Genomic DNA, 21,932 nt, shown 5'->3' on the forward strand with positions numbered 1-21,932 from the left:
AAAGCACGCCGATCCACCCGATCGACGTGCTTTTAGTTTTTGAGGCCCAAGGGGTGATGGGTTGCTTTGTTGGGCTGAGGAAGCAAAGTTTGAGATGAATCCAATCCCCTAATTTTGGTCTAGTTCAATTCAGCCATCAGGGTATTCAGCAAGCGGGTTTGGGTTTGGGTTTGTTGGTCGATTTTGCTTTCGAGTTGGTCGCAAAGTTCCATCAGTTGATCGACTTTGGCAACGATGCGATGTTGTTCAGGAAGAGGTGGAAGTGGGAAGTTAAACTTTTGAATTTCCGATAAATACAAACATGGTTGTGCGCCGCCTCGCTTTCTGTCATGAATAGATGCTTGCAAAAAATCTGAATCCATCGCGTATTTTAAAAATTCAGAATTAATGAGAAGTGGTTTGATTAAAGCAACACTTCTGACTAACGCAAATTGAGAATCTTTAGGAACTAAAGATGACCTCCCAATAGTTCCACCAACCGAAACAATCAACAAATCATTATGCTCTGGCAAACATCTTTCTCTTGATTTTATATAATTTTCTTCGGAAATGTAATCGCAATTATTAAGATCTACAAAACCATCTCTAACATTTTTAGCCGAAAGAAGTCTGTAACCTTTAGAGATTCTGGGCGGTGTCTTGTGATCACCATCTGTCACCCTTGAAGTGATTTCCTCAAGATAAACCCATTGCCAAGTCTCGGGTAGTTCAAAAGGAGTTTTTATGAGTGGGCTTTTAACTATAGCGTTTGCCTTCTTGATTTTTCCTTCCTTAACTAGTCGCTGTTTTTCGGCTTGGATTTCCTTGAGGAGTTCGCTAGCGGGGGGATCGTTGGGATCTTGGGGGACTAGCTTACCCATGACGGCTAATTGCAGAATGACTTTCCGCAGTTCGCTGATATTTTCTTTGACAGCGTACAAGTCCCCAAAGCGATCGCGCAAAAATTCCCAAGCAGTCTGCAATTCCCGATCGCCCTTTGTGTTCAAGAGTCGATCGCGCGCCGCCGCATGAACAATAATCCGTTTTTGCTCCCGTTCCTTGTGGAGTTGTTCCAGGCGATCGCACTGCTCCATCAGGAGATCGACCTTCTCCACAATCCGCTTCTGCTCCTCAAGCGGAGGAAGAGGAAAAGCAGTATATTTTAAGTTCTTCTGTGTGATCTGATTGATGGTCGTTGTACTTACGTCGCTAATGTTTTTCTTAAAGAGTGATGAATTGATAAAGCGAAGCAAGTATTCGTTAATAGGACTGCGAAAAATAGCCATGAAAGCGCCAAAAGTCATTTCTTCAGGAAGGTTTTCAATTAGCGCAGTTTTTCCTACCAAATCTTTGCTGCCATTCCTAACACAAATCAGAAGATCACCTTTTTTGACATACAAAGAATCTTTGATGTTTAAATCAACCCTTTTTAGATCAAGCAAATTTAGCTTTCCATTTTGAATATTAGTTGATCGTAGAACAGGTATTCCTGCTGTGCCAACATCACTGGGTTTATACGTTAATCCAATGTTGCTTTCTCCAATATTTCCTAGTCTTACCCATTCCCAGCTTTTCGGCAATTCATAAGGAATTTCCTCTGGTAAAAGCTCCGGTAGCTTGTTGGTTTTCTTAAGTTTTCCTGCCCGAATTAATTGCTCTTTTTCTGCCTCAATTTCCCGCAACAGTTCCCGCGCCGGTTGTGCCGTCGGATCTTGCGGTACAAGCAATCCCCGCATCGCCAAATTCAAAATCAACTCCCGCAGCCGTTTCACCCCTTCCGGAGCCGAAAAAGCCACCTCAAAATATCGATCGAGCAATGATTGAGTATTCATAGAAAAAGCCGTTACTCCCTATTCCTTTTCCAACGCTGCGACCAACTCCGCCTTCAGCGCCGCCTGAATTGCCGCCACCTGTTCCGACAACTCCAAAAACTCCGCCATCAGTTCTTCGGGATCGCCATGATCAACAACCACCTCATGGGGATTTTTGCAATCTAAGTTGTAATTTTTTGCCGCAATTTCCGCTGCCGAAACCACCCAGGCATATTCATTTTGCTCCCGCTGACTCCACCAAGCCTTCTCGCGATCAAACTCCTGAATCGTCAGCGGCTTCGATCTTGAATAAGACTTGTAACCCGGTGGATAGGGATGCTCAAAAAACCAAATATTCTCAGTCGCCTGACCCTTTTCAAAAAATAAAATATTGGTCGAAATTGATGTGTATGGTGCAAACACACCCTTCGGCAAACGGACGATCGTATGGAGATTGAAATTTTCCAAGAGTTCCCTTTTCAGCGTCGTTTTCACCCCCTCCCCAAACAAAAACCCATCCGGCAACACCACCCCAGCCCGCCCCCGATCGGCCTTCAGCAGGTGCATAATCAACGCCATAAATAAATCAGCCGTTTCCCGCGTCTGATATTTCTTGGGAAAATTATCCTCAATCCCGTCTTCTTCAACGCCCCCAAACGGCGGATTCGTCACAATCAAATCCACCCGATCGCGCGGACTATAATCCTTCAGCGGCCGCTCCAGTGTGTTGCCGTGGCGCACATTCGTCGGCACATCAATCCCGTGCAACATCAAATTCGTCATCGCCAACATATGGGGCAAAGGCTTCTTTTCCACCCCATGCACCGTCATTTCAATTAACTGCTGATCGTCCGTTGTTTTGACCTGTTGTTTTAAATGTTCAATCGCACAGGTCAAAAATCCACCCGTGCCACAAGCCGGATCCAGCAAGCTTTCTCCCAACCTCGGATCGAGAATATCCACCATAAATTGCGTCACCGCCCGGGGTGTGTAATATTCCCCCGCATTGCCCGCCGACTGCAAATCCGCCAGAATTTTTTCATAGATGTCATTAAAAAGATGGCGATCTTCTGAGGAATTAAAATCTAAATCCTCCTCAATAACGTTCACCACCTGACGCAACAGCGTCCCCGACTTCATATAGTTATAAGCATCCTCAAAAACTGAACCGATCACTCGCCCATATTTCGACACCCCCGCCGCCGTCGCCAGCCGCTTCAACGCTGGAAACAAATCATTATTCACAAAGTTAATTAACTCGTCGCCGGTCATTCCTTCGTCATTTTTCGCCCAATTTGACCAGCGATGACGCTCCTCCAACGGAGATTGATAGGAATCCAGCGTAAATTCCCACTCCTGCTCCTTATCGTCAAAAATCTTCAGAAACAGCATCCAAGTTAACTGGCTAATCCGTTGGGCATCCCCATCCACGCCCACATCCTTGCGCATGATGTCTTGAATGCTTTTCACCAACGTCGTAATCGCCATTTTTCACTCAATTTCGATTGATTTCAATGATCTGTAGGCTACGTCTAAGCCTGATAAAGCTGCGTTTCCAGCTCCCGAACCGCCTTGAGATAACCGCTTTTTCCCCCAAACAAGTTTAATAGCTCGATCGGGGTTCCCATCTGATTAAAAGGTGGGATTTTCAAAATCTGCGGCTCTTCTACCGCCTCAATTCCCTCATCTGCATACTTGTCTAGGAGCGCTTCCAGCACTTGTTGAGCCCGATCACCATATTTTGTGAAATAGTTGCGTTTTTTCACTTCTCGCGCCCGTTCTTTGCGCGTCAGCGGCGGCACATCCCAAACCATATGACAAATCAGATCAAATGGATCGCAGTCTCTCCCAATCTCTGCCGCCAAGATTTCAAATAAAACGCCCTGTTCCGCTAGCTCATCAATCACGGCTTGCTTTTTCTCCGCCGCAGTCCAGCAACGCAAAAAGTCATTCAGCGAAGCAAACTCTCGATAAACCGCCTTGCGAGTATAGTCCTTCAGCGATTCCGTCACCAGCTTGCCATCTGGGCCGTAATACTGCACTCGCTCCGAAAGCACCTGCACTTCCACATCAGCCACCACATAGCGCTTCACGGGAGCCGAGTCATCCTGAGTCCAGTCTGCCCAAGCTTGCTCCGTGGACTGGGCCGGGCGATCGACTGCATTATCCCCAAACGTCTCAACCTCGTCGGGCGGGACGGGCGACTCATCCCCCTTTGGCTCATAGATTTGGACTGGATCACCATCAAAATCAGGATCAGCAAAGAGTTCTGTCGCACCCCTGAAGTCCATGATCGTGAAGAAAAATTTGTTGTAATCCTCATCCAACCGAGTGCCACGCCCAATGATTTGCTTAAACTCAGTCATGGACTGAATGCGCTGATCCAAAACAACTAACTTACAGGTTTTGGCATCCACGCCCGTCGTCATTAACTTGGAAGTGGTGGCAATCACTGGATAAATGCTTTCAGGAAAAATGAAATTGTCTAGTTCGGCTTTTCCTTCCTGGTTGTCGCCCGTAATTCGCATTACATATCGATAGTTTTCCGCAACCAAATCAGAATTGGCATTGGCGATCGCCTGTCGCATTCGCTCTGCGTGGTCAATATTTTCACAGAACACAATAGTCTTATCAAATCGATTGGTGTTTCTCAGAAATTCTGTGATTTTTTGAGCCACCAATTCAGTCCGACGCTCTAGAATCAGGCTACGATCAAAATCCCGTTGATTATAAATCCGATCCTCGATCACATTCCCATACTTATCCCGTTGTCCGCCCACAGGCCGCCAGCCTTCCAAATCCTTATCAAGATTGATTTTGACGACCTTATAGGGCGCAAGAAATCCATCCTCAATGCCCTGCCGCAGCGAATAGGTATAGATCGGTTCACCAAAGTAGTCAATATTGGACACGTCTTTGGTTTCTTTGGGAGTCGCCGTTAAGCCAATCTGCGTTGCCGAGGAAAAATAGTCTAAAATCTCTCGCCAGGCCGAATCCTCCGCCGCACTCCCCCGATGACATTCATCAATCACGACCAAATCAAAGAAATTAGGGCTAAATTGCCGATAAACGTTTTGATCGTCCTCGGAACCTGTCACCGCCTGATACAAACATAAGTAAATTTCGTATGACTTATCAATCTGGCGCTTTTTGATCTTGGTCATGGCTGTACCAAACGGCTTGAAGTCGTTGGTCATGGTTTGATCAACCAAGATGTTGCGATCAGCCAAGAACAAAATTCGCTTTTTCGTGCGGGACTTCCACAGCCGCCAAATAATTTGAAAAGCCGTAAAGGTCTTGCCTGTCCCCGTTGCCATCACCAGCAAGATCCGATTTTGACCTTGGGCAATCGCTTCGATCGTTTTTTGAATCGCCAGCAGTTGATAATACCGGGGGCTTTTGTCGCCCCCATCGCTGTAATAGTCCTGAGTAATGATTTGGGTTTGGGCTGCGGTGAACCCCTGAGCCTCTGACCACCACCGCCACAGGGTCTCCGGTGAGGGCATTTCCTCGAAGCTTAATTCGCGCTCGATCGCCCCTTCGGTCTGGAGTTTGTTGTGAAAAAGCAGGCGATCGCCATTGGAGCTAAAGACAAAGGGCACATCCAGCAATTCCGCATAGCCCAACGCCTGCTGCATCCCCGCTCCCACCGTGTGGCTATTATCCTTAGCCTCTAAAACAGCAAGGGGAATATTGGGCTTATAAAACAACACATAATCAGCGCGTTTGGCCTGACCGCGCGTATGCATTTGCCCCCGAACAATCACGCGACCTTGCGTTAGATAAAACTCTTCCCGAATTTGGGTTTGCAGATTCCAGCCCGCTTGCTCCAAAGCTGGCGTAATGAATTTTGTGCAAATATCTCGCTCAGAAAGCTGCTTTTTGTCCATGAAGGCCACAGCACACAACTTACCCTATCGTAACCTTCACAGCCCACCCAAAGTGTTCAGTAGCCTGTAGGGTGAGCAATGACCACCGAATAATTACTTCATGACATCTGCGATATAGCGTGCTAATCGCTTATCGAATTAGCTTTAACATTCTCAAGTGGCCGGTAGGGTGGGCACTGCCCACCACCATTCCCATCCCTACAAAGCCAGAATCGATCTTGAGGAAGTAGAAAACAATAACTTCTTTCTCTGATTCGGCTGCTTGGGGGTGACGGGGGTTGGTGGGCAATGCCCACCCTACGGTTTTTGTTTGGTTGTTCAGTTGTGTTGATTTGTTGTTGGGCTATTCCTTGATGTAGGCAGCAAGGTTACTAAATTTCAACGGCGGGAGTGATGGCCCTTGGCAGGTGCAGGCCCAATCGATTGGGTAGTGTCGCCGCTTAGAGGGCATCTGTGAAGAAATATTGCATGGCGGTAGGATGGTAAGTGTGGTGGGCAGTGCCCACCCTACGGGTATTTTATTTCCTGAGCTATTCTCGCCATGATCGCCATTCCAAACTACATCAACCCTGACGAATACCTAATCATTGAACGCGATAGTCCCACCCGCCACGAATACCGTCGCGGCCTCGTCTACGCGATGGCAGGCGGCAGCGACAGTCACGCCCGAATTGCCATTAATCTCCTCAGCGCGATCAACCTCCATCTCGGCGATACTGACTGCCGCTTCTACAACGGTGATGTCAAAGTCAGCTACGCAGATGAGTTTTACTATTACCCTGATGCCTTCGTGACCTGCGATCCCCGCGATCGCGCCGACCGCTACATCAAACGCCACCCAAAATTGATTGCCGAAGTCCTATCCCAAAGCACGCGAGCCTTTGATCTGGGTCAAAAGTTCGAGGATTATCGGCAAATCCCAGACCTAGAGGAATACGTTCTCATCGATCAGGATCAGCGCTGGGTGGAATGCCGCCGCCGCCAACCGGACAATACTTGGACAACGGTGATCTATGGAACAGGGGATCAAATTACGCTTCAAAGTATTAATTTAACCTTCCCCCTTGAGCAACTCTATCGAGGCTTGGATTAGTGTTAGTTTGGGTCAGGCCCCAATGACTTTGAATGGGTTGATACTCCCTAAACAAACCTAAACGAAAAACAAACCTAAACAAAATAGAGGCGGCGTTCGCAGCGCACATCGGCTGGAAGGCAATCCTTGAGGGCAACTTCGGCAATTCGATCGGCGTAGTAAGTGGTAATCGGCAGGCGAATCACTTGGGTGCTGCCGATGTGCATTTCGCTGAGCCAATAGATTTGGGCGGCGATCGTCAGGATGTCCGTTTGGCCATGGCGGCGACGCACCAAAAGGGGCTGGGGGCTGGCGTTGGGGGCAACTTTGGCCTGTTTAGCACCGGTTGTGAGGACGATCGCCTCATGATCGTTGTGAACCCAAGCCCAACCTCGATCGGGGTTTTGCCAATGTTCTTGGTTGGTGTTGGGGTCGATCGCCCGCACCGCCGCCCGCGCCAACACATCCTTCACCACTTCCACCACCTCCAATTGCTCCAACCCATGGGGTCGCAATTCGGCTTCTAGGGCTTGCAGGGTAGCTAATTCGCTGTTTTTGATGGTTCCATCGCGATGAATTACCACGTGGCGCAGGGGTTCACCGCTTTGCTCAGTGAATGCGCCAAATAAGTCGAGCAAAATATTACGCAGGCTGGTTTCGCTGAAGGTTTCGCCCCGCTGCATGGAGGCGCTTGACCAGCCGATCGCCTGGCCTTGGCGGTTGACCACAAAGGCAGAAGCCCCGATCGTCCGTTCCTCTTTGCGGCCCAAATCTAGCCCCACAAAAGCTTGGGCAGTTCCCGGCATTTGGTGCAACTGCCAGGGAGCATAGCCGAGTTTGGCCAGAATGCCGAATACCACGTTTTGATCGCGCCCCTCATGCAGCTTTTGGTTATAGTTCTCCTCGTTAACCAAGCGCATGGTTTCGCGCGTCACCATTTGCGAACAGTAACTCTGTTGATTGAGGATTCTTTTTAAGGTGAAGTAGGGGTTAACTTGAGCGTTGTAAATTGGGTCTGCTCCGTTGGGGACAAAGGCAAAAATTAGGTCATTAGCATTCACGGGCAAGTTCTGGCAAACCTGACGTAGGGAAAGGGAATTTTGCGGATCGTAGGGACGTAAATCGCCAGCCCTCGTGAGTGTAATTCCAAATTCTTGGAACCGACTTTTGAGGGCTGACATATACTTTTTCACCTCTGCTTCCCAGGCTTGGGGATACAGCACTTGCGTCCAAATTTCTGCTGGTTTTTGGTGAAGGGCACGTTGTTTCCAACCACGCCAAGCTTCGTCTACGAGGATTGGTCGATCGGGCTGTTGTGGATCTGCTCCAAAGGATAGGTTTCTAGCCATGGAGCCAGCGGTCAATTGAGTGAGGCGATCGGGCTGCCAAGGGTTGGGATCAAATTTAATTCGATCGCCACAAATAAATTCTCGTTTATTTAAAAGCTCGATAGTTTTCTGCATCAATTCCCGACGCTTAGCCAGTGGCAAAATGCAATGATTCAGCGATTTGCTGGGTAGATCTTCACGGGCATAGATTCGTTTTAATAGTTGCGGTAGATGATGAAACGGTTGGTAGCGAGGCGGATAGCCCACTGCAACGGCGGGTTGATTGGGATCCAGTTGTGCGGCCAATTCTGGGGCCAGATTTTGCCGATCGCAGTGATAGTTCAATAGGCTTTGGTTACCTAATTCTGCGAGGGGTTGACCAATGGTGATCGGTGCAACGCCCAGAAATTGGCAACTTTTGCCATCGTAAGTATGAATCAAGCGCTGTTTGGGTGGAAACTGCTGCCAATCGAATTGGTCGATCGTGCCAATGGATTGATATTCATTCCGAAAGTGCAAGGTTAGGAAGAGAAATCCTGCCGAGTTTTGCCAAAAATCAAAGGTTAAATATCGTCTCGCTTCGGCAATGATTCGGCCTTGGGGATCCCGAATTTGCATCGGCGGTTCGTTAGAATAAATTCGTTTGCGAGTTTCTTGAACTTTCTTGGCGCTATGGGGATTAATGGTTTTGAAAATGCTGCACAATCGATAATTACAGAGTTGAAACAGCCAGTTCTGATACCTGGGTTCGCTCAGATCGATCGCCTCGCTCTTGAGGATCTCAATTTCCAAAGGTTCTGAGGAAGTTTCGCAAAACTGCCGCAAACAGGCTAATAAGTTCGCGGCCTGTCCCCGGTCTTCGGAAATCAGGGCGAGGCTGGATTGATCGTTGGTCACCCACTGATTGAGCCGAAATTTGCAGAATCTTGCGAGGGAGTAGAGGGTGTCGATCGGGGTGGCACTGCCGACGATTCGCAGTCGATCGCGCCGGGCAGGTACAGCGCCAAGGGGCTTACGCGATTGAAAGCTGAGTTCTCGAATATCCACAATTGAAGCGGCTATAATTAACGCATGAATTATATCACTTAAAGCATTTTTGTTTTAAAGCACCTTGAAATTCATTCAAAGGTTATTATGAAACAATGCAACCCCACGCCCCCGATCGCCATCAAGTCGCCATCAATAAAATTCAATTAATCCAATTCAATTAGCCTAAATATTTATCTAATCTAATCAACAAAAATTAGTCAAGGTCAGTCAAGGTCAATCGATATAAACTAACCAAAATAAATGAGTAAATTCAGCCCCGGAATAGTTCGGGAAAGCGTCCACAAAAGCAGACCAATATACATTAAGCCCAAAGTCCATTGATACCAAACTACCAGTGAAATTTCGGCGGGTAAATGCTCATCTCGCATCCGCACATCGCTAAACCCAATCCGAAAAAGATTGATAGCGCTGAGGTCGTAATAATTCAGCCAGGCCCAACGCCGGTTCCAAAGGAGAGGCATGAATCGTTCCCGAAAGAAGTGATAGCGCGGCATGAGGGGTAAACGGGCGATCGGGAGTTGCACTTGCCGAATTTCACCATTTTCCACAAAGTAGCTCACATCCATCAGGTCATGGAACCGGCCGCGCCAATAGAGCTTGATCAGCAGGGCGATCGGGACGGGGCCGATCGAGATGGCAATGCTGGCCAGCGTCCACCAAGGTCGATCGCTGGTTTGGAAAATGGTTGCTAAACCCAGGCTGAACAACAGTCCGGCGCTGCCGCCCATCCAGAGGGTTTCGGGCCAGGTGGGCACGATCGGTTGGGGGCGCAACTTGCGAAGCCGATCGACCAGCCAAAACCAAAGGGCGAAAAAGGTCATAGCCACCAACCCTACCCCCAACACGAGGCCGGCGCTGGTGCCAGCCCGACTCAGCAAAATCAACAGGTTGGTTCCCAGCCATTGCAGGGCGATCGTCCCCCAGGAGAGGGGGGTGCTGGTGCGATCGGCCGTGACCCGATCGCGCACTTTCACATAGGTTGCCAGGTCAACGCCCTCGATCGACAGCATTTCCGCCACGGTGCGCAGGGGTTGCCGATCGCGGGCTTGGGCGATCGCCTGGGCTTGGGTGGGCGAAAACCCGATCGACACCAACACCGCTGGCTTGGCCGCGTTCAGGTTCACCCCCGTGAGCCGCTGTTGCAGGGTCTTGAGCCGCAATTTAAACAGGGTGTAATCCACTTGGTTGGCATCAGCAATCTGTTCCACCCGCCGAAAGTTCCGCACCAGGGTTCGCAAAACCGTTTCATTGCCCTGCAAAACCGGTACTGACAAAATGCGCCCAATTTCCCCGGGGGAGCCAATTAGTTTTGCTTGGTCGCTGTCAAAGTCCAGCCCGGACACGTTGATATAGGCTCCGGGGGCAAAGCTGGCGCTGGTGAAGTCGGCTTCGTCCAGAATGGTTGCCCCGCGCAGGTTCAGGGGTTTGGCAAACCGAGCATTCCGAAAGGAGCTTTCGCCATGAAATAGGCTGTCGATCGCATAAAAGGAGCTGGCAAAACTGGCCCCATCAAACCGCACTTCGCCTTGCCAGTCGGCTTGGGTGAGGTCGGCGCTGCCATTCCAATGGCTTTTGCTGAAGTTGGCGATCGCCTGAAATTGCGATCGATAAAAATTGGCTCCCCGCTCAAAGGTGCTGGACTGAAAGCTAGCATTTCCGGCAAATTTAGCCCCATCGAACCGCGCTTCGCCCGTGAATAGGCTGTTCCGAAACTGGGCACTTTGGGCCACTAAGCCGGAAAAGCGGGCCCCTTGGCTGAAGCGGCTGAGGGAACCCACCAAGGCTCCGCCCAGGCTCAAGCCCCTGGCTTCCACCGGTTCCAAAAAATAGGTGTTGGCTAGGCGCAGGGAACCGCTAATTTGCAGACCTTCAAGGACGATCGGGCCGCGAAAGACGGAAATTTGCCAATCCAGGGGGCTACCTTCATCGAGCAACAGCGATCGAGACAATCGGCTGAGGTGCAAGAGTCGCAGTCGATCGCGCCCCAGTTGTTCCTGTTCCGTGGGGGTCAGCAAGGGCGACAGGGCCTTGCCATAGAGCGGCGCACGCAGGCCCAACCGAGCTAAATCCAAATCGCCCTGGATGCTGGATCCGCGTAAGTCGAGGCCCAGGCGTTCCTGTTGCAACTTGCTGGCGACCTGTTGATAAAAGGCTTCCCGAAAGTTGCCATTGTCGCTGCGCAGGTCGATCGCACTCTGGCTGAGGTCGATCGCGGGCTTGCCATCCAACAGTTGGGGATGTTCCAGGCGATCGCGCAAAACCTCCAGGGTCAGGGCCGGGCGATCGACCGGAGCCGCCTGCACAGGACTGGCCGCCCACAGCCACCCACACCCGATCGCCAAAGCCCAGCAGATCCCAACCCCCCAGATCCGCGAGCGGTTAAACCATTGCTGAAATCCTATCCCTCGCCCAATTGCCACCCACGCCATATCGCGTCTGCCACTCGCACCACGTCGCGCATTTGCTGAATATCATGCACCCGCACCCAGTCGGCCCCGCCAGCCACACAGGCCGCACAGGCCGCCCCGGTTCCCCAAACCCGCTGCTTCGGATCCGGTTGCTCCAGAATTTTGCCAATGAAGCTCTTGCGGGAGGGGCCCACCAAAAGGGGATGACCGAGTGATCGCAAGCTGGGCAAATGCCGCAGGAGGGCGAGGTTTTGTTCAGCGGTTTTGGCAAAGCCAATGCCCGGATCGATCGCAATTTGGGCCGCCGGAATCCCCGCCTCGATCGCCGCCGCCACCCGTTCCGCCAAGCTCGATCGCACGGCAATCACCACGTCGGGCAAGTGTTGATCAGGCAACTCACCCGACCCACCCTGCCCCGCAAAATCACTGTAATCCGTAAGCTGCTGCATGGTTTGGGGCGTGCCACGCAAATGCATCAAAATCACCGGCACCCCCAAGGTTGCCACCGTGGGCAGCAGTTCCGGGTCATACAAGCCCCCAGACACATCATTCACCACATCGGCTCCCGCCTCGATCGCCGCGCGGGCCACGATCGCTTTGGTTGTGTCGATCGAAATGGGCAAATCCAACGGCGCAAAGTCCCGCCACCCCCGCCGCAGGGCCGCAATTACCGGCACAACCCGATCGATCTCTTCCTGGGCAGAAACCGGCTGGGCATCGGGGCGCGTCGATTCTCCGCCAATGTCTAACCAATCGGCCCCGTCAGCCGCCAGTTGGTGGGCCTGGGCGATCGCCGTTTCCAGTTGGTCAAACTGCCCCCCATCGCTAAAACTGTCGGGCGTGACATTCAGCACCCCCATCAAGTAGGTGCGATCGCCCCAAGTCCAAGGGCGATCGCGCAAAATCCAAGGGGTCAAAGTACAGGAAGACAAGGGCACATCCATAACCAACCGAATGGGTCAAAAAATCATCAAGCCGGAATCCGCCCGGCCCATATCCACCCGGTCAAAACATGCTCAACCTTGACCGCAACCCAACACCAACTGCCCAACAAAAAAGGCAGCGAAGATCGCTACCTTTTACCTTGTGGACTGTTAGTCATCTGGGAGTGGAATGGCTCTCAGATCGGGGTTTTCGGACTTTCGCAAAACAGTTCATGCTGAAGAGTTTTCATGGAAACTGTTTGCAAATCGGAGCGGCGGGATTCGAACCCACGACCCCCACTACCCCAAAGTGGTGCGCTACCAAGCTGCGCTACGCCCCGATAGCCCAGTTACTATAGCATGTTTATTTGATTTGCCAAGGGCCCTGGTTAAATTTCTGTGCCCAAAGTGGCCAAGGCGGTCGATCGAGCTGGCCAGTCCGGGCCAGCGCGTCCTCAGAAATGATGGATTGCCCAGGCCCCAATCGTCGTCACAAGGGGCTTAGGGCCTGTCGTCATTTCCATCGCCGTAGGGGTTGGGTCTCCCAACCCTAACCCGGGCGATCGCTACAACCCTGTTCACCCCTGGGAACACCCAAGAATCACGGGAACTGGGCGAGGAGACCCCGCCCCCACGTGGGAGAACAAGATCATCAGGGTTTCAGGCGATTGGACGACAGGCCCTAGGACTCTTCGGGCTTGAGGGGCTTGTCCCTTGCATCTGGGCCCGGACGACCATTCCGGCTACCCAATTGACGGCGCACATCGTCGATCGCGTCATTCAACTGGGCAATCTTGTCCTCCAGGCCTTGGCGCGCCGTTTCCATGCGGGCTTCACTGCTTTCGCTGGCGGCCAACCGGGGGCGACGGCGGGGACGCGGCGGCAGCTCGGCCCCTTCCCGATCGCCCTTTTCCGTCAGCTCTTCCAGTCCCTCATCGGAGTTGCGCGAGGCCAGGGCAGCCCCCACCAGGCCCCCCACAGCCCCCCCCAACAGGGCCCCCCAAAAAAATCCACTACCAAAACCCTCTCGATTTGCCATAACTCGTCCTACGTTGAGAATGTTGCTTGTACTTAGAATGTGCTTAGAAAATGATGCTCAGAAAGTAATGCTGGGAATGATGATCCGGGGAATGGCCTTCATCGCGATCGGCAAGTTGATCAGACCTATCAAACTAATCAAGGCGATCGATGAGACAAGGCAGAGACCGATGCTGAAGCGACAAAAACCCCTGAAAAACCCCTGAAAAACCCCCTAAGAAAACCACTCTAGAAGGTTCCAAAGGCGCGATCGCCCGCATCGCCCAACCCAGGCACAATCCAGCCGTGATCATTCACGGACTCATCGATCGCCGCCGTGTAAATCACCAAGCCTGGGAATTGCTGATTCAGACGTTGCAAGGCCGGAGGAGCCGCCACGATCGAAATAATCCGAATTTGCTCCGGCGTGAGGCCCCGTTGGGTCAATTCCTTCATGGCCGCCTCGATCGACCCACCCGTTGCCAACATCGGCTCTGAGATCAGCACCCGCGCCTCCGCCGGAAACTGGGCCGGTAACCGATTGAGATAGCAGGATGGCTCCAGGGTTTCTTCATTGCGCACCAAACCCAAGTGATAAACACTGGCCAAGGGCACTACGGGCAAAATCCCTTCCATCAACGCCAACCCTGCTCGCAAAATTGGCACCACAGCCATCGGAGTGGCGGGCGAAATAAACGTTGCCGGACAAGTTCCCAAAGGCGTTTCCACCTCTGCCGTTTCCGTGGGTAACCATTCGCGCACCGCTTCATAGGCCAGCCAACGCCCCAACTCCGTCAGCGCACTGCGAAACAAAGTCGGCGGCGTTTGGGCATCGCGCACCACACCCAGCCAATGCTGAATGAGGGCATGGGGTGGCACGTAAACGCGAAGTTGCAACGGCATGGGAAGAGCGAAGGGAAAGGTTTAAGGAGCCATCAACCCGGCCTGAAGCTGCCGACAACGGCCAAAGGCCGCAATTCGGCGACTGGAAATTTTAGGATGACGGGCAGATTCAGGTTGATTTTACCCGGTTGTTGGGACGGGCTTGCCGGGTACTGGCTGGATTGCGCGAGTTGGATTGCGCGAGATCGATACGAGATCGATACAAGCAACACCCAGCAAGGATCGGTGGTGGGGCGATTGCGGGGTGATCGGGGGATGCATGGGGTCAGAAAAGAATTCTAATGAGAATATCTTGCAAGAGAGTTGACAAAGATTCCTAGTAGCCGCTATTGTATTGAGCGTGTTCTTCTCTCTAGTAAACGGCGGGTGGGGCTAGTCTGCGATTGCGGATTAGTCCTTTTTTTTTGGTTATTTTCCGGTTAAGACCGAGACCCGATCGCCCCCATCACTTCAACCCGGCCCGGTGATTCAGGTTCAATCTTGATCGATAAACTCTTGCAATAAATCCTGAACAGTCGTTGGCACACCCCAACCACAATCGGCTCCAAAATGCCCCAGAGGCAACACCCCGATCGGCCTCCGGTGTTGAATGACCACAATCCTTGAACGCCCAGCAATTCAGCAGAGCCTTCGCTTTGGGTAATGGATTGGGTGATTAATCACTTTGGGTAATGGATCGCTTTGGGTGATTGCTTTGAACCTATTGCCCGATCGACCCGAGAAAACCAGCAGCAGCGGCATCTCTGGGCGATCGGGTTGGAGCCGCGCAACGAGAACGCTACACTCAAACATGGCCGCGCCCCTGGGCCTTGCCGTTGCTGTTTCGCCCTTTCCGTCGCCATGACCGCCGTGGATAAGCCCTCGATCGCCCCGACCACCACCGCTCTGCAAACCGACCCATTGCCCCGTGATTGGGATGCGATCGTCATTGGTTCCGGTATTGGCGGATTGGTCACGGCCACCCAATTGGCTGCTAAGGGAGCCAAGGTGCTGGTGTTAGAGCGCTACCTCATCCCTGGCGGCAGCGCTGGCTATTTTGAGCGCGAGGGCTACCGCTTCGACGTGGGCGCATCGATGATTTTTGGCTTTGGGCAACAGGGCACAACCAACTTGCTAACCCGCGCTCTGGCAGCGGTGGGCCAAACGATCGAAACCATTCCTGACCCCGTGCAAATTCACTACCACCTTCCCAACCAGTTGGAAGTGAAAGTGCATCGGGACTACGAACAGTTTTTGCAGGAATTGGGCGATCGATTCCCCCACGAGCGCCAAGGCATTCGCCAGTTTTATGACGAGTGCTGGACGATCTTTAACTGTCTGAATGCGATGGAGCTGCTGTCGCTCGAAGAACTGCGCTACCTCATGCGGGTCTTTTTCCAAAATCCCTTGGCCTGTTTGGGCTTGGTGAAATATTTACCCCAAAATGTCGGGGCGATCGCCCGACGCTACATCAGCGATCCGGAACTACTGAAATTCATTGATATCGAATGCTACTGCTGGTCAGTGGTTCCGGCGGATCTCACCCCAGCCATCAACGCAGGCATGGTTTTCAGCGATCGCCACTACGGCGGCATTAACTATCCCAAAGGCGGCGTGGGTCAAATTGCCCAAAAGCTGGTGGATGGGCTGGAAACCCACGGCGGCCGAATTCAATACAAAGCACGGGTGACCCAAATTGTGACGGAAGGGGGCCGCGCCGTGGGTGTGAAGCTCGCTTCAGGCGAACTGTTGCGGGCCAAACGGGTGATTTCCAATGCCACCCGCTGGGATACCTTCGGCCAACTGCTCGATCGGGATCAACCCCTGGACGAAGATCGTTGGCAAGAGCGCTATCAAAAATCCCCCAGCTTCCTCAGCGTCCACATGGGTGTGCGCGCCGATGCCCTGCCCGCTGGCACAGACTGCCACCACATCCTAGTCCAGGATTGGGAACAGATGGAAGCCGCCTACGGCACGGTATTTGTGTCAATTCCCACCCTGCTCGATCCAGACTTGGCCCCGCCCAATCATCACATCCTGCATGTGTTTACCCCTTGCTGGATCAGCGATTGGCTCAATCTCAGCCCCGAAGACTACCAAGCTCAAAAGGAACAGAAAGCCCAAGAACTGTGCGATCGCCTCGCCCCGATCATTCCCCAGTTAGACGCGGCGATCGACTACATCGAAATTGGCACTCCGCGCACCCACCGCCGCTTCCTGGGCCGAGTGGATGGTTCCTATGGGCCGATCCCCCGGCGCAAGCTTCCCGGCTTGCTCACCATGCCCTTTAACCGCACCGCCGTTAAAAATCTCTATTGCGTGGGCGACAGCACTTTTCCTGGCCAAGGCCTCAACGCGGTGGCTTTCTCCGGGTTCGCCTGTGCTCACCGAGTGGCGGCCGACCTGGGCTTGGTTTAAAGTCCAAACCCAATCCATTCCCTGGCGCTAATTTGCCCTTGGATTCTCAGTTCCCGATCGCACCCAATTCACAAAGGCCTTAATCGCCGCCGGTTGATTTTGGGGCTGAACAAATTGTGCCAACTGCGAAATTTCCAAAGCGGGAAAAAATGCGCTGCGATCAGCAATTTGGATCTCATCCCCCCGCAGGTTATAGAGCGTGAGTTGCTGATCTTGCCAAATCAAGACCTCTGGCACCCCGATCGCCCGATAGATCGCTAATTTGTCTAGCCCGCCACTGGTTAAGTTGACCTCCACTGCCAAATCCGGCTGGGCTTTCAGGATCCCAACGCAATAGCATTCATCGGGTTCTAAGCCCGCCGCCTTCGATGATTGCCGAAACGTTGTGGAGCCGTAGGCATGAAGATCAATTTCCACTTCTTCGGCATAGCGTTCCAGCAATCGGGCGATCGCCTTTTTGATTAATTCATGCTCTGGCGACGGCATAAAAATTTCGAGAACCCCATCCCAATACAACAGCCGTAAGCCCGATTCATCCCCCAAGTGATCGAGCCAATGGCTATAGCGCTGCCAACTGATTCCCGGCATCAGCAACCGCTGATCCGATCGTCCAGCCTGGGGCAGAGTAGGTAAATTATCAGCTAGTAACGTAGTCATCAGCATAACGAGAAATTCAAATTATTTTTGATGCTAGTAGTCGTAAATTACAAACTAGTTTTCAGAAATTTTGCACTGATTCTGAATTATTAATAAAAGTCTGATGACTTGGTGATAATAGCCTTCTACTGTAATCAGCCTAATTCCCTGATCGCCACCATGTGCAACACTATTCCGAGTAGCCACAATGCTGATCACAGCTTCCTTGATTTCCGAGTCAATGTCTTCTAACTCAGAAGACCATTTTTCATTAAATCCTCTAGCAAGATCAATCAGCTTATCCATATCTGGATTCTGAAACCTTTTCAGTTGCTGACCAACATATTGGGCCACATCTGGAGCGCATCTAGATTTGACATACTCCACGTAGCAATCGCGAACTGTCGTTTCAATGAGTCCAGAAATCCTGATGCAAATGTATCGAGCTAGTTCGTTCTGAAGCTCATCGCTCTCAACTGATTTTGCCTGTCTGAGCAAGGATTCTATTTTAGTTTTCCTTTGATGAAAACGCAGAGATACTTGGCTCATCTTTGCTATGGCACATTGGCAAAAGCTAGAGTGGCCAGCTCAATTCTTTTACGAACATTTTCAGTATTCGTCATTTGTCTGGAATCAATACTGACTTGCCGAAATTCTTCACTATTTAGTAGCTTAGTGTAGGCTTCTTTTAGTGCTATTAGGTCTTGTACCGGCTTCTGATCTAATCGCTTGGCTAGAGCGACCATCACTGCATCAAAAACAGCAGCATGAAGACCTCGGCGAGGGCGAAATGCTTTCTCTCCAATACTGGAGTACACTAAGCTAATTGTTTTTTCAAAAATCAGCCTGATTTCAGAAGCACCATAATTTCGATCAAGAGATCGATTGCTTTCCATAAAAGTATTCAGGAAGTCTTTCATGGATCCCTTATAGGCTTGTAATTCAAAGTAAAGCGCTATAAATCGTAAAATCAACTCTTGATCTTTCATTCTCTTGCTCAAATCAGGTGATTCTGCAGAGGTCTTACCTTGAAAAATCTTTTGCCATTGATCATATTGATTTAAATCAGATAGTAATTCGTTAAATTTCCCGTGATAGATGGCAGCTCGAATTTCTTGAGCAACCAGTTGATTTCCTCCGGTGTTTAGACGTTCAAAGATATGATACATACTGGTTTGTTCATTATCTTCGCTCGGTGCGTCTTGTCGAACGATCGTGGCGGGAATAATTGAATCATCAAGCTTTAGCTGATCATTGGCATTCAGTGTTGCATAAGTTTTGCCTACAAACTGAGGGGCGATCTTACCTGACAAAGCAAAAAGAATATATTGATCAGATCCAGGGCGCTCAGGAAACTGACCACTGTAAAAGTACTGTAGGCTTTTTAGCCTTTGTTGACCGTCAATAACAATGAGTTTATTGGTTTCATTTTCTTTGGCTAAAAAAATTCCAGGAACAGGAAGTCCGAGCAAAAAAGACTCAATTAATCGAGAAGCCTGCTCAATTTTCCAAACATAAGATCGCTGAAATTTAGGGATAACAATGTTGCCCTGCTCTAGTCTTTTGATTAACCCATCAATAGGATAGTCTGCACCATAACTTGTAATGGAATAGTAGGAAGGGGAAATTCCATCATCAACATCCCCTTCTAAATCAGCTTCTGAGTTTCCATTTGAGCTGGCAGATTTAGCCTCAGAAATTTCTTCTAGAACTTGATCGTCTAATACTGGTTCTGAGGGGACAAGATTAGCTTCCATAGTTTTTAATGGTTTGAAACCAATCTATGCATCGTGAACTATTAGCGATCATAGCACCGCCCCCCAGAGACAGCGGGTTGAAACCAGTGAGGCCAGTGAGTTGCGATACAGTATAGAATCGCCAACCGTTGCCCCCAGGAGGATCGATCGCCGTGGACGCTCGCTATAACCCCAACGAAATCGAAGCAAAGTGGCAAGCCGTTTGGGCCGAGCAAAACGCCGATCGCACGCCTGACCTAGCCGATCGCCCCCAGGAGCACAAAAAGTTTTACGCCCTGTCCATGTTCCCCTACCCCTCAGGGAATTTGCACATGGGCCATGTCCGCAACTATTCGATCACCGATGCGATCGCCCGGGTGCGACGGATGCAGGGCTACCAGGTGTTGCACCCGATGGGCTGGGATGCCTTTGGCTTGCCCGCTGAGAACGCGGCGATCGATCGGGGCGTGCATCCCGCCGTTTGGACGGAGCAAAACATCGCCCAAATGAAGGGTCAGCTCCAGCGCTTGGGCCTCTCCTACGATTGGGAGCGGGAAGTGGCCACCTGCCGCCCAGACTATTACCGCTGGACTCAGTGGATTTTCTTGCAATTTTTCGCCGCCGGGTTGGCTTACCAAAAGGAAGCCACGGTGAATTGGGACCCGATCGACCAAACCGTTTTGGCCAACGAACAGGTCGATAGCGAGGGCAAATCCTGGCGATCGGGCGCGTTGGTCGAAAAACGGTTGCTGCGTCAGTGGTTCTTCAAAATCACCGACTACGCCGAACAATTGCTGACGGATTTGGACAAGCTGACCGGCTGGCCCGAACGGGTGAAAACCATGCAGGCTAACTGGATCGGCAAATCCACCGGGGCCTTACTGGACTTCCCGATCGTTGGCAATGCCGCCCTGGCGGACACCAAAATCACCGTCTTCACCACCCGCCCCGATACGGTCTATGGCGTGACCTACGTGGTGTTGGCTCCCGAGCATCCCCTCGTGGCCCAGGTGACGACGGCCGATCGCCAGTCAGCCGTGGAAGCCTTCGTACAGGAAATTTCCGCCCAAAGCGAGATCGATCGCACCGCCGACGACAAACCCAAGCGCGGTATTCCCACAGGCGGCACGGCGCTGAACCCCTTTACCGGCGAAGAAATTCCGATTTGGATTGCCGATTACGTGCTCTACGAATACGGCACGGGCGCGGTGATGGGCGTGCCCACCCACGATCAGCGGGACTTCCAATTCGCCAAAAACAACGGCTTGCCCCTGAAGGTGGTGATTGTGCCGGAAGCGGGCGCGTCAGCCGAGGCCGCAGATCTAACGGCGGCTTACACGGAAACGGGCCTGTTGGTGAACTCGGGGCAATTTGACGGCACACCTTCCCCCGAAGCCAAGGCCAAAATCACCGAATTTGCCGAAGCCCAAGGCTGGGGCAAAGCCAAGGTGCAATACCGGCTGCGGGATTGGCTGATTTCCCGCCAGCGCTATTGGGGCGTGCCGATCCCGATCGTCCATTGCCCCAACTGCGGCGCAGTGCCTGTACCCGACGACCAACTACCAGTGGAATTGCCCAGCAATGTGCAGTTTTCCGGGCGCGGCCCCTCGCCCCTGGCCAAGCTGGACGACTGGGTAAACGTGCCTTGTCCCACCTGCGGCACACCGGCCAAGCGGGAAACGGACACCATGGACACCTTCATCGATTCCTCCTGGTATTTCCTGCGCTATCCCGACGCGCGCAACGAGTCCGCCGCCTTCGATCCGGCCAAGACCAACGCTTGGGCCCCGGTCGATCAATATGTGGGCGGCATTGAGCACGCGATTTTGCACCTGCTCTATTCGCGCTTTTTCACGAAAGTGCTGCGCGATCGCGGCTTGCTGAACTTCGATGAACCCTTCAGCCGCCTGCTGACCCAAGGCATGGTGCAAGCCATGGCCTACAAAAATCCGACCACGGGCAAATACATCGCCCCGGCCGATGTGGACTTCAGCGATCCTAGCCAGCCGAAAGACCCGGCCACGGGCGATCCGCTGGTGTCGGTCTACGAAAAAATGTCCAAGTCCAAATACAACGGCGTTGATCCCGAGGGCGTGTTGGCCAAATACGGCGCGGACACCTCGCGGATGTTTGTGCTGTTCAAAGCGCCGCCGGAGAAGGATTTGGAGTGGGACGATGCGGATGTGGAAGGGCAATTCCGCTTCCTGAATCGCGTGTGGCGGTTGGTCAGCACCTACCTAGAAGCCCAGTCCGGCGAGGCGATCGCCCCCGATCCAAAAGCCGAAAAAGACCTGCGCCGCGCCATCCACACCGCCATCAAGGAAGTGTCGGAAGATTTGGCCGAAGACTATCAATTGAACACGGCCATTTCTGAGTTGATGAAGCTCAGCAACGCCCTGAACGATTACGCCAACAAAACCACGCCGGTTTTTGCGGAAGGGATTCAAACCCTGGTGTTGTTGCTGGCTCCCTTTGCACCCCATTTAACCGAAGAATTGTGGGGGGCGATCGGGCAGTCCGGCTCGGTCCATGCGGCGACTTGGCCCACTTTGGATGAATCCGCGTTGGTGGCCGATGAGGTGACGATCGTGATTCAAATCAAGGGCAAAACGCGCGGCACGATTCAAGTCCCGGCAGGCACTGACAAGGACACCCTAGAACAGCTCGCCCTCAACAGCGATGTGGCCCAAAAGCACATTGCTGGTCAGGAGGTAAAAAAGGCGATCGTCGTCCCTGGCAAGCTGGTGAATTTTGTGGTGTAGCGATCGCCTAGTCGCTTGAG

The 21,932-nt window shown here is 52.0% G+C and carries 14 protein-coding genes and 1 tRNA gene; 3 read left to right on the forward strand and 12 right to left on the reverse strand.

The genetic code is table 11. The annotated features are described in order from the left end of the window. Positions 1–119 precede the first annotated feature (119 nt). From ACZA91_RS04630 to hsdR, 3 genes are read right to left on the reverse strand one after another with little or no spacing between them, the layout of a single operon-like run. Positions 120–1,811, reverse strand: coding sequence for a restriction endonuclease subunit S (locus ACZA91_RS04630; RefSeq protein WP_463184948.1), 1,692 nt, complete (start codon positions 1,809–1,811; stop codon positions 120–122). Between the two features lie 18 nt (positions 1,812–1,829). Then, the gene (locus ACZA91_RS04635) at positions 1,830–3,278 is read right to left on the reverse strand and encodes a type I restriction-modification system subunit M (RefSeq protein ID WP_463184949.1); all 1,449 of its coding nucleotides are present in this window, start codon (positions 3,276–3,278) and stop codon (positions 1,830–1,832) included. Positions 3,279–3,322: 44 nt separating this feature from the next. Next, positions 3,323–5,680 (reverse strand): EcoAI/FtnUII family type I restriction enzme subunit R, encoded by a 2,358-nt coding sequence (gene hsdR / locus ACZA91_RS04640; protein WP_463184951.1) that lies wholly within the window; start codon positions 5,678–5,680, stop codon positions 3,323–3,325. Positions 5,681–6,221: 541 nt separating this feature from the next. On the opposite strand from hsdR, the gene ACZA91_RS04645 reads away from it, so the two are divergent. Beyond that, the gene (locus ACZA91_RS04645) at positions 6,222–6,773 is read left to right on the forward strand and encodes a Uma2 family endonuclease (RefSeq protein ID WP_463184952.1); all 552 of its coding nucleotides are present in this window, start codon (positions 6,222–6,224) and stop codon (positions 6,771–6,773) included. A 74-nt stretch (positions 6,774–6,847) separates the two neighbouring features. On the opposite strand, the gene ACZA91_RS04650 is transcribed toward ACZA91_RS04645, so the two are convergent. The 6 genes from ACZA91_RS04650 to upp all read right to left on the reverse strand — a co-directional run bounded on the left by ACZA91_RS04650 (position 6,848) and on the right by upp (position 14,381). Continuing rightward, the gene (locus ACZA91_RS04650) at positions 6,848–9,127 is read right to left on the reverse strand and encodes a Piwi domain-containing protein (protein ID WP_463184954.1); all 2,280 of its coding nucleotides are present in this window, start codon (positions 9,125–9,127) and stop codon (positions 6,848–6,850) included. 230 nt (positions 9,128–9,357) lie between these two features. Next, the gene (locus ACZA91_RS04655) at positions 9,358–11,472 is read right to left on the reverse strand and encodes a pentapeptide repeat-containing protein (RefSeq protein WP_463184955.1); all 2,115 of its coding nucleotides are present in this window, start codon (positions 11,470–11,472) and stop codon (positions 9,358–9,360) included. A gap of 56 nt (positions 11,473–11,528) precedes the next feature. Continuing rightward, positions 11,529–12,482: a dihydropteroate synthase gene (gene folP, locus ACZA91_RS04660; protein WP_463184957.1), complete on the reverse strand. Its 954-nt coding sequence runs from the start codon at positions 12,480–12,482 to the stop codon at positions 11,529–11,531. A gap of 246 nt (positions 12,483–12,728) precedes the next feature. Then, positions 12,729–12,802, reverse strand: a tRNA-Pro gene (locus ACZA91_RS04665). 341 nt (positions 12,803–13,143) lie between these two features. Further along, the gene (locus ACZA91_RS04670) at positions 13,144–13,500 is read right to left on the reverse strand and encodes a ssl2009 family thylakoid membrane protein (RefSeq protein WP_190354001.1); all 357 of its coding nucleotides are present in this window, start codon (positions 13,498–13,500) and stop codon (positions 13,144–13,146) included. 227 nt (positions 13,501–13,727) lie between these two features. Then, positions 13,728–14,381 carry a uracil phosphoribosyltransferase gene (gene upp, locus ACZA91_RS04675; RefSeq protein ID WP_099535149.1) on the reverse strand — a complete coding sequence of 218 codons (654 nt, stop codon included), beginning with the start codon at positions 14,379–14,381 and terminating at the stop codon, positions 13,728–13,730. 840 nt (positions 14,382–15,221) lie between these two features. On the opposite strand from upp, the gene crtH reads away from it, so the two are divergent. After that, on the forward strand, positions 15,222–16,778 hold the full coding sequence (gene crtH / locus ACZA91_RS04680; RefSeq protein ID WP_463186387.1) for a carotenoid isomerase: 1,557 nt from the start codon (positions 15,222–15,224) through the stop codon (positions 16,776–16,778). A gap of 27 nt (positions 16,779–16,805) precedes the next feature. Here the strand turns inward: crtH and ACZA91_RS04685 are convergent, their stop codons facing one another. The 3 genes from ACZA91_RS04685 to ACZA91_RS04695 are packed head-to-tail and all read right to left on the reverse strand — an operon-like array spanning position 16,806 to position 19,171. Then, positions 16,806–17,435, reverse strand: a complete 630-nt coding sequence (locus ACZA91_RS04685) for a Uma2 family endonuclease (RefSeq protein ID WP_463184959.1) — start codon at positions 17,433–17,435, stop codon at positions 16,806–16,808. Between the two features lie 54 nt (positions 17,436–17,489). Continuing rightward, entirely contained in the window at positions 17,490–17,963 is a 474-nt protein-coding gene (locus ACZA91_RS04690; protein WP_463184962.1) for a HEPN domain-containing protein, read from the reverse strand. A gap of 5 nt (positions 17,964–17,968) precedes the next feature. Beyond that, positions 17,969–19,171 (reverse strand): GmrSD restriction endonuclease domain-containing protein, encoded by a 1,203-nt coding sequence (locus ACZA91_RS04695; RefSeq protein WP_463184963.1) that lies wholly within the window; start codon positions 19,169–19,171, stop codon positions 17,969–17,971. Between the two features lie 152 nt (positions 19,172–19,323). Between ACZA91_RS04695 and leuS the strand changes: the two genes are divergently transcribed. After that, positions 19,324–21,912: a leucine--tRNA ligase gene (leuS, locus tag ACZA91_RS04700; RefSeq protein WP_463184966.1), complete on the forward strand. Its 2,589-nt coding sequence runs from the start codon at positions 19,324–19,326 to the stop codon at positions 21,910–21,912. The last annotated feature ends 20 nt before the right edge of the window (positions 21,913–21,932 follow it).

It is taken from the genome of Limnothrix sp. CMB-01, from assembly GCF_055193175.1.